This is a genomic window from Desulfurivibrio nitratireducens (assembly GCF_044068515.1).
In the GTDB taxonomy this organism is placed as follows: domain Bacteria; phylum Desulfobacterota; class Desulfobulbia; order Desulfobulbales; family Desulfurivibrionaceae; genus Desulfurivibrio.
This window is the reverse complement of sequence record NZ_JBIPKI010000010.1, coordinates 28,785-42,636: the sequence shown is the minus strand read 5'-3', so window position 1 is coordinate 42,636 and position 13,852 is coordinate 28,785. Positions and strand designations below refer to the sequence as shown.

Below are 13,852 nucleotides of genomic sequence, written 5' to 3'. Positions count from 1 at the left end.
GGGCGGCCCATGCTGCCAGGAAGAAAAGGTCTAAATTTCCCCCGCCCCCCGCCGGGCTCCTTCATTTTCTTGCCCAGTTTGGTGCCAGTTCAAACTTGTGCAGTTTGCGATAGAGAGTGGTGAGATCCAGACCCAGATTTCTGGCGACTATTTCCTTGTTGCCGTTGGTTTGGTTCAACATCCGGGCAATAACCCCTTTTTCGTATTCGGTCACCATTTCCCGCAGGGCTTGCGGCGGCGGGCTCCCGGTCGCTGGCTGATTCCCGCTTGCCGCCGCGATCAGTTGGGGCGGCAAATCATTACGGGAGATGGTATCACCTCCGGCGAAAACCAGCGCCCGCTCGATAACATTCCGCAGTTCGCGGACGTTTCCCGGCCAGATATACCCGCTCAAGGCCTCGAGGGCGCCCGGAGCGAAGCCGCGCACCGAACTGCCTGCCGCCGCGGCCAGCTCGCCCAGAAAATGCCGGGCCAGTTGCGGAATATCCTCCCGCCGTTCCCGTAGGGGTGGGATATGGATTTCGATGACGTTCAGCCGGTAATAGAGATCCTCCCGAAAGGCCTTTTCCTCGATGCAGTTTTGGAGATTCTTGTTGGTCGCAGAAATGAGGCGGACATCAACCCTGGCCGATTTGGTGTCGCCCAGAGCCAGAACCTCGCCGGACTCCAGCACTTTGAGGCTTTTGGATTGCAGCATCGCCGGCATATCCCCTATTTCATCCAGAAACAGGGTGCCGCCGTCGGCCAGGGTCATCAGACCGGGCTTGTCGGTGTTGGCGCCGGTGAAGGCCCCTCTTTTATAGCCCATAAGCTCCGATTCAAGCAGGGGCTCCGGGATCGCGGCGCAGTTGATGGAGAGAAAGGGGCGGTCTTTGCGGGGGCTGTTGCGGTGGATGGCCTCGGCGATGAGGCCCTTGCCGGTCCCGCTCTCCCCGGTGATAAGGATATTGGCCCTGGTCGGCGCCACCTTTTCGACGGCGGCCAGAATCCCGGCGATAGCTGGAGAAGTGCCTACTATTTTAGTCCGATCGAAGCGCCGGTTCAGCCGCCTCCCGCAGCGGGGACCATCGAGCGCGAGCTGGCGCCGCTCCAAGAGCCGGCCGATGGTGATGCTGATTTCGCCATGTTGAAACGGTTTGACGATATAATCCTCCGCCCCCAGTTTCATGGCTTCGACGGCGGAATCGATGGAGCCAAAGGCCGTGATCATCACCACCGGGGTGGTGGGGGCAAGTTTTCTCGACTGGCGCAGGACTTCGTAGCCATCCGCCCCGCTCATCTTCAAATCGGTAATCACCAGGTCATAGGTGCCGGCCTTCAGCCTGGCGATTGCTTCCAGCCCGTCGGCGGCGCCGTCAACGGCATAGCCCTCATCGCCAAGTACCAGCTCCAGCGATTCCCTGATGTCTCTTTCATCGTCGACCACTAGAATTTTCGCCATCACTGCGTTCCCCCCCCAGGTAGAATAACGGTAAAGACACTGCCCGTGTTTGGGTGGCTGCTCAGCCGGAGATCGCCCCCCAGTTTCTTTAGAATTTCGTAGCTGATCGGCAAACCAAGTCCGGTCCCCTTTTCCTTGGTGGTGAAAAAGGGGTCAAAAACCCGGGCCAGATCATTTTCGTCGATACCGCAGCCGGTATCGCCGACCTCAACCAAGACCAGGTTGTTCTCGGATCTGCTCCGGAGCGTAATGGTGCCTTGCTCGCCGCAGGCGTCGGCGGCGTTCAGGAGCAGGTTGATGAAAACCTGGAGCAGGTAATCCGGGTCGATCTCCACCGGCGGCAGATCGTCCGCGACCTCGTTATGGATCGTGATGCCGGCCATTTTCCGGTCAAAGCGGGTGATTTCCACGGCGGCCTCAACGATCGGCCTGAGGTCGTGCCGGCTGATGCGCAGGTTGGGAAGCTTGGAAAATTGGGACATCTGGCCCACGATCTTGGAAATTCTGCCGATATGCTCCAGGATGGTTGCCAGGCGGCCTCTGGTCGCCTCCTCCTGCGATTTCTGCTGGACGATCTGGGCGAGAGAAGAAATCGATGTCAAGGGATTGATAATCTCATGCGCGACCCCGGCCGCCACCCGGCCGAGGGCGGAAAGTTTTTCCGAGTGTACCAGCTTTTCCTCGAGCCGCTTGAGTTCGGTGATATCCTGGATGAGTTTGAGTTCGCCGCTTATTTCTCCCTCCTGGTCCCTGACCGGGGCGGAGGTGATTTGAAAAATATTGTTTTTACGGCCGAAAAGCCCCTTGATGATTTGATGGGACACCTGTCCGGCGGCCGCCGGCGGGCAATAATCGCTAAAAATCGCCTGACAATCCTGGCCAACCACGTCACCGGTCCATTGCCGCAGGGTATGGTTGATCCAGATGATTTTATGCCCCCGGTCCTGCAGGAGCAGACCGCAGCCGATGGCGCTGACAATGGTGTCCAGTTTCTGTTTTTCCAGGCGGATGGCGGTGCTTGCCTGCTGGGCGGCGGTCGTCCGTTTTTTCTGCATCAGCACCAGGGCCGAGGCGCCAAGCAAAACGGTGAAAAATATCGCCGCCACCAGCCAGGAATAGATCCGCATGCTTCTTTCGGTCACCGAAATCACTTCGGTGTAGGGGGAACTGACGGAGATGATCCAGGTGTTGTCGCCCATTTTCAACCGGGAAAAGGCCAGAACCTTGTCCTCCTTGGTCGGGGCGAGATAGCGGCCGGATTCGAGCTCCGGGTTGTCGAGCACCTTATGCTCTATTTCAAAGGAGTTGTGGCATTGAAAGCACTCTACCCCGGCCCGGTAGAGGTTGTTGGCGATCATATGCGGTTCGGTGGGATGGTAAAGCAGGTTGCCCTCGCCATCCATGAGCCAGGCGTAGCCCTTTTCCATGGACTTGAACGGCGTCAGAAAGCGGGTGGCCAGATCGCTGATCGGTAGTTCGGACAGGAGCCAGCCCTTGTGCCTGATCCCCCGGCGCAAGGGCAGATAAATAAAGAGCCGCTCCATGCTGTGGGTAATGAAAAAATCGGTGTTGTTCCCGGGAGGGATGGCGGGCGGGGAGCGCGTGCGCCCGAGCGCTCCGGGGGTCGAATAGACCACCTGGTCGTTGGCGTTGTAAATGGTGGTAAAACCTTTGATGGTTTCAGCAACCTGGAAGTAATTATCCACCAGGCTCTTCACCACCGGATCTTCCAGGTGATCGTCCACGGTGAGAAAATTGCCGATAACCCTTAGCTTGGAGATCTCCCGCTCGATCACCACTTCCAGGCTGTTGGCAATTCCTTTGGCGACCAGCACTTGCTGATTGTTGTACAGCGCCGCCAGTTCCAGCCGTAGTGACTCGTGAAAAATCACGTTCATCGTCACCAGCAGGGAAACCAGCAGAAAAAATATCCCCAGAATAATAAATTTGTTCTTTGTCGCGGTCATTCCCTCTTTGCCCGGGGATCGTCGCCGGAACCGGGGCGCTCGCATGAGCTGGCCGGCTGGCCGACCAACTCCAAGTCCCGGGGTAAGCCTTCAGGGCCGGTTCGTACGAACAGAAACCAGGCAGCGGTTTTTTGCCATAAAAGTGCAGTAAACATGCCAGGTTACTGCCTGGCAACATTGTTTCGTTTTTTTAGCGACTTGGTGCGCCGCAGGGGGATTTGCCGTCGGGGTTGCCGGTCAGCGGCGAGGTGAAAATTGGGGATATCGCCAGATTGCGCGCAGGGAATCCGGGGAAAAAACCAGATGATGTTCGCCGGCCTACCTGAGCGGGGACAAATCGCCGACCAGATAATCCCCTTGGCGGTAATGTTCGTCCTGGCCGCCGAAACCGCCCATTGCAGGGAGGATGACGGTGGTCTGCAACGGGCGTTGTTCGGCCAGCCGGTCCGGCACGCTGCTTTTAACCGTATGCCAGAAGCCGGCAATGATCACCAGCTTGCGGTCCGGGTTGGCCGCCCCGAAACGGGCCAGGTTGGCGGCCATGCCGTTATTGCGCAGTCCTTGGGCCTCCAGGAAAAAGGCATAGTTGCGGCCGGTGGTTACCCGCTCGAATACCGGGCGGAAGAAGGTGTCCATCAGCCGGGTGTAGGAGCTGTTCAGCCCGGCGGTGATATCCGGGGGCAGAAGCTGCCGCTCTTCGGAACTCAGGGCGGCAAAACCCTGGCGGCCGACTTTGTTCACCAGCTGCTTGTCCAGGTTGAGGGCCACCAGTGGAATCTCCTGGTCACGGGCAAAAATGAAGATATCCCGGTACTGCTCCCAGGGATATGACCAATTCTGGGAGTAAATAGCCACAAAGCTCTCCTCGCTGAGCCGCCCTTGGTACCATGCATCCAGGGCCGGCTGGCTCTCCATCTGCATCATTTCCAGCCCGATGGCCAGGGCGTGATCCTGGTCCTGCAGGGCCCGGATTACCGCCAGAGCCATTTGCTGGTGGCTGGGCTGATTGTGGATCTCGCCGATAAAAATCGCTTCTGTCGTGGCGGCAGCCGCGATCATGGCGGCGAAGCCGACCTCCTGCCGGTCGCTGAGCCTGGTGATCCCCTGATCAGCCGGGACCTGCTGGGGAAAAATCGCCCAGAAGGCGGTGAGCAACACGAGATGCCGAAAAATTTTCATATCATCGTTTACCTGACAGAATAGCCGCTTGCAAACCTGCCTCGCCCGCCATCAGCGGGCGCTGCTGGCCCGGCGGCAGCGCCCTGAGACTGACCCAGGCTAATCGCGCGTCAGCGCTTGCGGGCGCCATTCCGGGGCAGAGTTGGGGGTGGGGGTTCCGGATATTTTTACTGATAGAATTGAGCCTCGTCGAGCAGCACCTTATAGGTGTGCATGGCGCCCACGCTGACATCGAGCCGCACCGTTCCCCGGACGGTGAGGGTTTCGCCCAGGCTGGCGGTATCGGAGCTGACCGCCAGCACGCTGTTGTCCGGGGCGGTGCCGGTTCCGTCGGCCAGGGTAACCCAGTTTTGGCCCTGGATATTACCGCTGTAACCGATCACCTTGGCTTGCAGGACAACGGTCGCGCCCTCCAGATCCTCCCGGTTGAGGAAAAGATCGGCAAGCGACAGGCGGCGGGTGTCCTGATCGGTCGGGAGTTCCGGTCTCGCCGTTGCCGGTGAAGGCGCCGCTTCCTCGTCGCCCGGCAGCGCCACCATCTCGGTGATCCGGATATTGGTCACCAGCAGGATTTCTTCAAAGGTATGGTCCATTGCCGGACTGTGAAAATCTCGCATCTCGATGCCGCCGGTATATTCGACGAGATCGCCGGGTGCGATGTCGATGAAGTTGGCCGCCAGCCAGCGTTGCTCGCCGTTTTCTTCGAGCAGGATAAAGGTGTATTTGCCGGCGTGCTTGCCCATCAGCACCTTGCCGGCCTTAATTTCCCTCTCCGCCGCCGAGGCGGGGAGGAAAGAGCAGAGAATCAGGGCGAGGATTACGGCCATTGCTTTGCTGTTCATGGTTTTCTCCAGTTTTCAGTAGGTTTTGGGGTCATGCTCGACGCCGTGGCAGTTGAGAAAGCACTGCCCGCTGAAAGTCCCCAGTTTTTGATAATAGAGCCGGCCCTGGGCGTCGGGGCGGACCAGGGAGTCATCCCCCAGGTATTGGCCCGTGGCAAAATTGATCAGATGGCTGTTGTTAAGTTCCGTGGCCCCATCGCGGTAGCTGACCCCGTGGGGATCGTGACAGATGGCGCAGGGGGTCTGCTGCTCAACGATGTGGCGGTTGTGTTCCCTGAAACTCTGGTCGGCCAGCAGGCTGGAGCGATCGTGGCACTGGTAGCAGAGTTCGTAGGCCAGTAAGTCGCTGTACATCGGGTCATCGGGGAAAGGGTCTTCGGTCTCGTAATTCAAGGCCAGCAGATAGGGATGGTCGGAGCCGTGCGGTCCCCGGGGACCGGTGGGATCATTGTTGTTGTGGCAGTCGCTGCAGCCGATCAGCCTCTCCTCCAGGTCGAAGGGGGCAAGCAGGCTCGGCGGCGCAACCCGCCCGGCCCGGGAGCGGAATTCCACCACCGGGTGAAAAGAGGGGTTGTCGGGATCGAAGGCATAACGGTTGTTCTGCTGGTCGATCTGCCGCTGCAGGGGATCCTGGCCCAGGAAATCGAAACCGGCGTCCCCATGGCATTTGAAGCAAATTTCATATTCATATTCGGCCACCGCCAGTGGCTGGCCGGCGAAGGTTATCCCCGTAACCCCGGCCGTGGCCCCGGAGACCCGGCGGGGCTGGCCCAGCGGCGTTTCCGGCCGGCTGGCATTGACCTGGTGGGGGTTGTGGCAATCGGCGCATTCCACGTGCCGTTCCAGCAGATCGGCGCTGAAATCTTCGGCGGGATCGTGAATCCCGAAATAATCCTGGACCCCGTGGCGAAATTCCTTGAGCAGTTCGGGGGCAATAGCGGTATTCGCCACATTGCCGTTGTGGCAAACCAGGCAGTTGTCCTCATCCGCGGCATAGGTGAGCAGGCGCTCATGGCCGCCGGCGGCGTGGGGGGTATGGCAGTTCTGGCAGCCGTTCTGGGCCACGGTCCCGTAGGGGGTGTTGGGCCAGGGGTCGTGGCCGCTGCCGTTCCAGGTCGCGGAAGCCAGGGCATGGCTTGCATCCTCCCAGTTTTCCTGGGCGTGGCAGGCGGTACAGAGTTCGGAATATTCAGTGGAAATCACCAGGAATTTGCCCAGGGTGTTGTCGTGGGGATCATGGCAGGCGGTGCATTGCAGTTCCTGATTGCGGTCCAGCCGGACTGCCGGCGGCAGGCTGTCGGGATAGCGCAACCGGGGGTTACGGCTGGCCAGAGCGGCATCGTAAACAAAGGAGATCGGATGATCGTCGCTGAGGTCGGTCCCCAACCGGGAGCGGAATCCTTCCGGCATGAAGCGGACCTCGCCTTCAAATTCGATTTCCGGCCGGGTCAGCAGCGCCCCCAGGGCAACGGTCCCGTCGTGGCAGCTCAGGCAGAGCTTGGAAGAGCCGGTGGGCTGACCCACCGCGGCATAGAGGGTCGAGCTCTGGTAGGGAATGTACTCCTCCGAGCTGAGTTGTCGGTTCCAGAGATAGGGGAACTCGGGGCTGGCGTGATGCGGCGTATGACAAAAAACACAGATCTCGTCGGCCTCGGACTTGATCGGCCCCGGTCCGGTCACTGAGAGGTTATGCTTGGTGTCGACAATGCTGCTGGAGGCCGACAAGGGCAAAAAGGCTGCGGCGAGGGCCGGCAACAGGAGCAGGGTGAGCCAGAGAGCGGCGGTTTTCATGGTAATTCTCCTCCCCTGAGAAACTGGAAGATTTGAATCCGTCGATTGTAAGTGTCAGCCACATATACGCGGTCCCGGCCGTCGATGAAAATGGTGGCGGGCAACCAGAAGCGGCCCGGGGCCTGGCCCGGGCCGCCGTAGGCCATGAGCAGGCGACCGTCGCCGTCAAAGATCTGGACGTTGTCGAAGAGGGCGTCCAGCACGTGGATATTGCCTTCGGAATCCACCGCCACCCCTTTGGGCCGGGCAAAGTAGCCGGGCCCGTCGCCAACACTGCCGAATGTCAGGAGAAATTGGCCGTCGGCGCCGAATACCTGCACCCGGTGATTGAGGGAATCGACCACATGAATCCGGCCCTCCGGCCCCACCGCCACGGCCACGGGAAAATTGAATCGTCCCCCCTCTTCGCCCCTGCCGCCGATTCTGCCCACCAGGGCCAGGTCGACCAGGGAAAAACGCAGGATGGAGGAATTGGCGGTGTCCACCACCAAGAGTTCTTCGGTGGCGGGATGGATGGCCAGGCCGGTGGGGCGTCCTATCTGTTCACCGGTCAGCTCGCCCAAGGGGCGGCCGTTGTCCAGGGCAAAAATTTTGACCGCACCAGTTTCGCCATCACTGACGAAAAAGCGTTGCCGGTCGGGGTCAACCGCCACGTCAAGGGGGCTCTGCAGCCCGGTTCTGGCGGCAAGCAGATTTTGATAGCGATTGTTGGCCGGGTCGAAAATGTGAATTCCTCCGGTCAGGCGGTCCACCACAAAGAGGCGGCCGGCCTCATCGCTCTTGATCCCATGCGGCATTTGCAAAGGCTCCGGCTCCTCTCCCAGCAGGCCGCGCCGGAACCGTTGCCAGAGTCCGACCCGGATGCCCAGCTCCTCGGGTCCGCTGACACTCTGCCGGTAGATAACCCGGGGAATTTCCGGGGCCGGCGGCCAGCGCAGGTATTCGCGATCTTCCCGCTCAGGGGGCGGGGCCGCCGGCATGCAAGCGGGGGCCGACAGGGCCGCCGCCAGCAGGCCGAGCAGGACCAGCCGTGGGAGCAGGGCTTTCAACCGAATTTTCATCACTTTCTCCTGCCTTGCGCTCCGGCCCTCAGTTCAGGGCCCTCTTCAGCCCCAGCATGAAGGTGTTGTTGGTGGTGCGGATCCCGGCCGCAGTTCGGTGCTCATCGCTGTAACGGTAATCTGCGGACAGAGTTAGAAATCTAAGGCGATATTCATAGCCCCCGACCAAGGTGTAGATTTTGGTTCTTTGGGGCTGGTTGGTGGTGCGCAGGCGGTACATGCCGTCCAGCCTGAGGCTTGCGTGCCGGCCGATTCTCTGCTGGAGCCGGGCCCGCACCTCGCGCCGCTCATCCTCGCGGTCGCTTTCCCGGACTTCCAATTTGGCCAGCCGGCCGCTCAGGCTGGCCCGCAGTCCCGCCCTTAAGCGCAGGTCGGCGGCCAGGCGATAACTTTCCTCCCAGCGCTCCTCGTCGCTGGCGGTCATTTTATCATACTCCCCTTGCACGGACAGCCGACGATTGGCCGGCAGCCGGAAGTCGAAAGCCGAAACCAAATTGTACCGGTGGATTTCGTCGACCACGGTGATCTCCCGGGGGTCTTCCCCGGCGATGATCTCGCTCCGCAGGAAAGTCGAAAGCGTCTTGCTGTAGGTGAAGGTATTGCGCATGGTGGTTTGCCCCTCGCGAAAACGCCGGCCGAGGCCGGCGCTGAATTGGGGGCCCCGGCTGGAGCTGGTGGCGCTGCTCGCTTCGCGGTAATTAAAAGCGCTGCTCAGCGAGGTCGCGCCAAAGGCCCGTTGCCAGGCAATGCCGGTATCATATGACTGGTCATCCCTGAGATTGGTGGGAGGGGTGCCTGCCAGCAATCTTTCCTCGCTGCGGCTGGTCCGGTAATGTACGGTCCAGTATTGCCAAAAGTTAAGGCGGCCGCCATAGTTGCGAGTCCAGGTAGCGCCATCGTAGCCGGGCTCGAGCCGGGCCCGGTAACGAACCAGCAGGGTCCAGCCCTGGCCGAAGATTTCCTCTTCGGGATCCAGGAGGCGGGTATCGAAAACGATGACCACCACCTCGCCGTCCACCCGGTCGCTATAGATGTCGTTGGGATCCACCGGCGGAACCGGGGGCGGGGGGGCCTCGGGAGCGGGGGGGGGAGGAATCAGCTCCAGCTCAAGGCTTTCCCGCTCGACAAAATCAGCCGCAAACCGGCTCAGCCTGAACTCACAGTCAAAAAGCGGCAGCTCCCCGTTTTCCAGGCAGGAATCGAGCAAAAAGCTTTCGCGAATTTCCTCGAAGCGAGCCGTAACCTCCCGCTGGTCGATACGATACTCCTGGCCCAGGTTCAGGTTCAGGAAACCGGTGGGGATCCGGCGGCCGTAGTTCATGTTGAGATTGCCGAGATAGCGGTCGTGCTCGCGGACCTCTGAACTCTCCTTCTCAGCCCGGGCCCGCAGGGAAGTGAGGAGGTTTTCATAGAGCCGATGGTTGAGCCCGGCCCCCAGTTCATAGGTGTTATCGACCAGGCCGTCGGTGCGTTGCTGCTCATATCGGGCGTCGTAGTGGCTCGAAAAATGCTCGGCATGCTGGCGGTCCCAGATCAGATGCTCGGTCAGGTTCAGGTTTTCGCTGCGGGCTCCCAGGATCGACTCAGACCAGCGGCCTCTGAAGCGGGAGTTCAGCTTGAGTTCGCGGTCTTCCGTCAAGATCAGGGTGTTCTGCAGCCGGCCGGTGGTGGTTTGCGAACTTCCCCCCATTGCCCGGCCGCCGCCCTGCTGGGTAGAGCTGTGACTTGCGTTCAGGCTGGTGGTGCTGCGTTCCTTTTGTTGCAGGGCGTCGACAAACCAGGAGTCGGTGGTGCTGGTGGTGGCCGGCGTGCCCAAGGTCTGCCGTTCCAGGGCCTGATGGCGGTAGCGGACCTTGGTGGGAAAGCTTTCCTGCCACCAGGGCAGAGTCGTCGAGAGCCCGTAGCGGGTCTGGTCTAGATCGGTGGTCACCGCCTGCGGGCTGACCCTGGTGCTCAGGGTGCGGCCGGCAAAAAAATCCAGCGCGTAGGGCTTGAGGGCGAGCAGGGTGCCGTCAAGGTCATATTCCAGGCGCGCTCCTTTGCCGCGGCCGTCGCGGCCTTCGGAATCACGGCGCACCTCCTGCTGCCAGGAAGGACTGAGAGCGAGGTTGAAGTGGACCAGGGCCGGATGATAGGCCCAGCCGCGGGTGGCGACGGTGAAGCCCTCGGTGAAGATATGGGATGAAGTGCGGGTGGAGCCTTCGGGCCGCGTAGTCTCGCGCAGGTCGTAGCGATAATCCAGGTTCAGATCCCAGCGGGGCCGGTCCAGATAGGAGTAGAAGGGCCAGTCCAGCAGGAGGCCGCGGGCCTGGGCCGAGCCGGGAGCCTGGCCGGCCGCCAGGCAGAAGAGGAGCAGCAAAAGGGAGATTCGTTGCCCCATGCTCCGACGGAGTTGTCCGCGGGGGAGGGGCATATCAGAAGACTTCCTCGTAATCCTCGCGCAGCATCATGGCATCGGCGCCCAGGTGGGGGTTGTGGCACGACAGGCAGGCATCCTCGCCTTCGTGCCGCTCCCGGTCATGGATAAGGCCCTCGCTGTGGCAGGAGCGACAGAGTTCGTCGCCGGCCCGGCGCAGCATAAAGGGCTGGCGGCTGAGGTGGGGATGATGGCAGCGCATGCAGGCGGCGGCGGGGCCATGCAGCCACAGACCCTCATTCCGGGCCCGCTCCGGGCTTTTCTCCTGGTGGCAGGCCAGACACATTTCCCCGAAGGATTGGGCAAAGCGACCCGGTTGGACCCGGGTGGGGGTCTGGCCCTCGGGGGCCGGCGCCATCACGTGGCACTGGTCGCAATGCTTGGCCCCGTAGGGACCGTGGGTGTATGGGCCCTCTTCCCAGCGCTCGGGCATGGTCCGGCGGGGGATGGCGGCCACGAGCTCTCCTTCCCCCGCCGGGCCCGTTTCTTCGGCCAGGGGGGGCACCCCGGTGAAAAAAATGGTCAGCACCTGATGGCGGGTCTCGGGGCGGCATCCCGCCGCCCCCAGCAGGGTCAGGCCCGCCAGCCCAACCAGCAGCAGCAGGGAAAAGCCCAAACCCCTTTTCAGCCGGCAAGGCATCAGTTCAGCGGCGCCCCGGTCCACTTGCCGAAACCGTAGACATTGAGCTTGTAGTCGCCCAGCTGATTGCCCACGTAGATCAGGTATTCAACCTCAAAGTCCGGGTCCACGTGCTCTTTAAAAAAGTCCACGTTTTCATATTCGATGGTCAGCGGGGCGGGCAGGTACATGAAGCTGGGGGCGTGGCCGAAGCCGCCGAAGAAATAAACCAGAAACTGGGTTTCGTCGTGAAAGACCTGGACATTTTCAAAGGCGGCATCGACGGCGTAGAGATAGCCGTCCCGGCTGAGATCAAATCCCTTGGGCCGGGCAAAGGCGCCGGGCGTCGAACCCACATAACCGAAATGGTGCAGGTAGTTGCCCTCCGGGTCGAATTTCTGGATCCGGAAATTGAGGGAATCGGTGACGTAGATATTGCCCTCCTGGTCGACCCGGAGGTGGGTGGGGCGGTCAAGCTGGCCCTCATCCCGGCCCCGGCCGCCGATGGTCTGGACCAGGTCGCCGCTTTCCCGGTCGAAAACCTTGATCTCATGGGCGGGGAAATCGGCCACATACACCCGGTCGCCGTGGACCGCCACGTCCAGGGGCAGTTCCAGGGTCTGCGGTCCGCCGTAGACCCGGAGATACTGGTCCTCGGCGTCAAAGGCCACCACCTGCCTGCGGAGGCTGTCGGCCACATAGAGGTGATCAGCCGCCACCGTCAGCCCCCGGGGCTGGCGCAGGGTCCCTTCCCGGCTGGTCTCCAGGGCCCGCATCTCCCTCTGAACCAGATCGACGATCACCACCAGGTCGAGACCGACATCGGTCACGTAGAGCCGCCCCGGCCGGCTGGCCACCGCGTAGGGCCGGCTCAGGCCGCGGGTCTGATCCTCGCCGGCCACGAAAGCCCGCAGTCCGGCGGTCCTCTTGCCGATGTCCTGCTCGTTGGAGATCGTGGTCAGGAACTGCATCCGCGGTTCATTGGGCAACTCCGGATAAAACCTGGTTTCTCTTTCCACTTTCGGCGTCGCGCAACCCGGCACCAGCAGGATCAAGCCCAGCAACAACAGATATTTTCTCAACATAAAGCAAACCCCCTCTAAAGATGAATCGGTAATGTGGGCCCCGCCGGCGCCGACGGGACCAGCCGTTCTTTGTGCCTCGGCCGGCCAGCTCAGTCCGGCCACGGTGAGGTGCGCAGGCGGTTATCCACCGGCTCCTCGCGGTCATAACCGACCTCGATATGGCAGGCGGTGGCGCAACTGCCGCCGGTGTCGGTTTTCTCAAACCGCTGGCCCAGGGCGGCCTGGCCGAAGCGCACCACCGGGCTGATCATAAAGGGCTGCCTGGAGCCGTGGGCCGAATGGCAGGCCCCGCAGGAGCGGCCCTTGGCCCGGTTGACGTGGCGGAAGTGCAGGTTCATTTCCCCGTTGCGGAAGCCGGTGTCCCGGCTGGTCCGGAATCGGGTGAGGTTGTCGCTGTCGTGGCACTGAAAGCAGAGGGCGTAGGCCTCTTCGGAGTAGCCGGTATAGAGCCCGGCCGGATAAGGCTCGGTGAGCAGGCTGGGGTACTCACTCACATGGGGTCGGTGGCAGTCGCTGCAGCGGCCCTTGGCGAAGGGGGCGTGCAGGAAAGCTTCCGGGTCGTCAAACAGCGGCTGGATGGGCGGCACCGCCTGGCCGGCGGCTCTGGTCTGGCGCCGGTCGTGGCAGGCGAAACAGATTTCCGGCTGGGCCAGTTGCATCCGGCTGGGCGGCGGGGCCTCCGGGTCGGCGGCCGGGGCGAAGTCCGGCGCGGCGGCCCGTTCATCCGCCAGGGCCAGGAAGGGGGAGGCATGGCAGCTTGCGCACTTGCCTTCGATTACCGGGCCGTGTTCCACCGGGCCGCTGAAAGGCTCATGGCAGCTCAGGCAGAGCTCCCCCTGGGGGAGGCGCAGCAGGCCGGCTTCGGCGGCGCGGTGGGGGAGATGGCAGGTGGCGCAGGTTCCCTCCCGGACCTCCCGGCAGCCCAAGCTGCATTGGGAGCCGGCCGCCGTATGGCAAGCCAGGCAGAGGTGCTCCGGCGCTTGCCGCAACAGCCGAGGGAAGGCGGACTGGTGGGGCTCATGGCAGTCGCCGCAGCGGCCGGCGGCGGCCGCCGGGTGGGCTTGCTGTTTTTTCGTAAGGGCGGGGTCCTGGTGGCAGTCGGCGCATACCGGGCCGAGATCGGCCGGCAGGGGGGTGAAGGCGTGGGTGCCGGCCTCGAGGGGCTGATGGCAGGCGGTAGCGCAGCCGAAGCCGTCGGCAGCGGCGGGATGAAGATGGGGGGCCACGGCCAGATCCTGGTGGCAGCGCAGGCAGGATTCCTCCGGGTCAAGGGCGAAGCCCTCTTCCCGCTGGCCGGCCGCGGCGCCGGCCGGCAACGCCGCCAGCAGCAGGATCAGCAGCAAAAGAACCCGGGCACGGCCAGTAAAACACCACGTTATTGGCATTAGGGGAGACTCAACAAAGCGACCCCCGGCGCCGGCCGGGGGTCATTAAAAAAATCGGACTTATCA

General features: G+C 62.1%; 10 protein-coding genes. All 10 read right to left on the bottom strand.

Features of this window, described 5'->3' with window-relative positions; translation table 11 throughout:
• Window positions 1–61 precede the first annotated feature (61 nt).
• The 10 genes from ACHHTY_RS04870 to ACHHTY_RS04825 all read right to left on the bottom strand — a co-directional run bounded on the left by ACHHTY_RS04870 (window position 62) and on the right by ACHHTY_RS04825 (window position 13,786).
• On the bottom strand, window positions 62–1,441 hold the full coding sequence (locus tag ACHHTY_RS04870; protein WP_395492968.1) for a sigma-54-dependent transcriptional regulator: 1,380 nt from the start codon (window positions 1,439–1,441) through the stop codon (window positions 62–64).
• Window positions 1,441–3,408 (bottom strand): ATP-binding protein, encoded by a 1,968-nt coding sequence (locus ACHHTY_RS04865; protein ID WP_395492967.1) that lies wholly within the window; start codon window positions 3,406–3,408, stop codon window positions 1,441–1,443. The genes ACHHTY_RS04870 and ACHHTY_RS04865 overlap by 1 nt, the downstream gene beginning before the upstream one ends.
• A 318-nt stretch (window positions 3,409–3,726) precedes the next feature.
• Window positions 3,727–4,587, bottom strand: a complete 861-nt coding sequence (locus ACHHTY_RS04860; protein ID WP_395492966.1) for a ChaN family lipoprotein — start codon at window positions 4,585–4,587, stop codon at window positions 3,727–3,729.
• A gap of 167 nt (window positions 4,588–4,754) precedes the next feature.
• Window positions 4,755–5,429, bottom strand: a complete 675-nt coding sequence (locus ACHHTY_RS04855; RefSeq protein WP_395492965.1) for a hypothetical protein — start codon at window positions 5,427–5,429, stop codon at window positions 4,755–4,757.
• Between the two features lie 15 nt (window positions 5,430–5,444).
• Complete coding sequence (locus tag ACHHTY_RS04850) at window positions 5,445–7,220, bottom strand: cytochrome c3 family protein (protein WP_395492963.1); 1,776 nt, start codon at window positions 7,218–7,220, stop codon at window positions 5,445–5,447.
• The gene (locus tag ACHHTY_RS04845) at window positions 7,217–8,281 is read right to left on the bottom strand and encodes a 6-bladed beta-propeller (protein WP_395492961.1); all 1,065 of its coding nucleotides are present in this window, start codon (window positions 8,279–8,281) and stop codon (window positions 7,217–7,219) included. The genes ACHHTY_RS04850 and ACHHTY_RS04845 overlap by 4 nt, the downstream gene beginning before the upstream one ends.
• Before the next feature lie 28 nt (window positions 8,282–8,309).
• Window positions 8,310–10,694: a hypothetical protein gene (locus tag ACHHTY_RS04840; RefSeq protein WP_395492960.1), complete on the bottom strand. Its 2,385-nt coding sequence runs from the start codon at window positions 10,692–10,694 to the stop codon at window positions 8,310–8,312.
• Between the two features lies 1 nt (window position 10,695).
• Window positions 10,696–11,337, bottom strand: coding sequence for a cytochrome c3 family protein (locus ACHHTY_RS04835; RefSeq protein WP_395492959.1), 642 nt, complete (start codon window positions 11,335–11,337; stop codon window positions 10,696–10,698).
• Entirely contained in the window at window positions 11,337–12,401 is a 1,065-nt protein-coding gene (locus ACHHTY_RS04830) for an NHL repeat-containing protein (RefSeq protein ID WP_395492958.1), read from the bottom strand. The genes ACHHTY_RS04835 and ACHHTY_RS04830 overlap by 1 nt, the downstream gene beginning before the upstream one ends.
• An 89-nt stretch (window positions 12,402–12,490) precedes the next feature.
• Window positions 12,491–13,786, bottom strand: a complete 1,296-nt coding sequence (locus ACHHTY_RS04825) for a cytochrome c3 family protein (protein ID WP_395492957.1) — start codon at window positions 13,784–13,786, stop codon at window positions 12,491–12,493.
• Window positions 13,787–13,852: the final 66 nt, after the last annotated feature.

What these genes read in the sequence shown, in the direction of transcription:
- ACHHTY_RS04870 (WP_395492968.1), bottom strand. Translation starts at nt 1,441, where the DNA reads ATGGCGAAAATTCTAGTGGTCGACGATGAAAGAGACATCAGGGAATCG.
- ACHHTY_RS04865 (WP_395492967.1), bottom strand. Translation starts at nt 3,408, where the DNA reads ATGACCGCGACAAAGAACAAATTTATTATTCTGGGGATATTTTTTCTG.
- ACHHTY_RS04860 (WP_395492966.1), bottom strand. Translation starts at nt 4,587, where the DNA reads ATGAAAATTTTTCGGCATCTCGTGTTGCTCACCGCCTTCTGGGCGATT.
- ACHHTY_RS04855 (WP_395492965.1), bottom strand. Translation starts at nt 5,429, where the DNA reads ATGAACAGCAAAGCAATGGCCGTAATCCTCGCCCTGATTCTCTGCTCT.
- ACHHTY_RS04850 (WP_395492963.1), bottom strand. Translation starts at nt 7,220, where the DNA reads ATGAAAACCGCCGCTCTCTGGCTCACCCTGCTCCTGTTGCCGGCCCTC.
- ACHHTY_RS04845 (WP_395492961.1), bottom strand. Translation starts at nt 8,281, where the DNA reads ATGAAAATTCGGTTGAAAGCCCTGCTCCCACGGCTGGTCCTGCTCGGC.
- ACHHTY_RS04840 (WP_395492960.1), bottom strand. Translation starts at nt 10,694, where the DNA reads ATGCCCCTCCCCCGCGGACAACTCCGTCGGAGCATGGGGCAACGAATC.
- ACHHTY_RS04835 (WP_395492959.1), bottom strand. Translation starts at nt 11,337, where the DNA reads ATGCCTTGCCGGCTGAAAAGGGGTTTGGGCTTTTCCCTGCTGCTGCTG.
- ACHHTY_RS04830 (WP_395492958.1), bottom strand. Translation starts at nt 12,401, where the DNA reads ATGTTGAGAAAATATCTGTTGTTGCTGGGCTTGATCCTGCTGGTGCCG.
- ACHHTY_RS04825 (WP_395492957.1), bottom strand. Translation starts at nt 13,786, where the DNA reads ATGCCAATAACGTGGTGTTTTACTGGCCGTGCCCGGGTTCTTTTGCTG.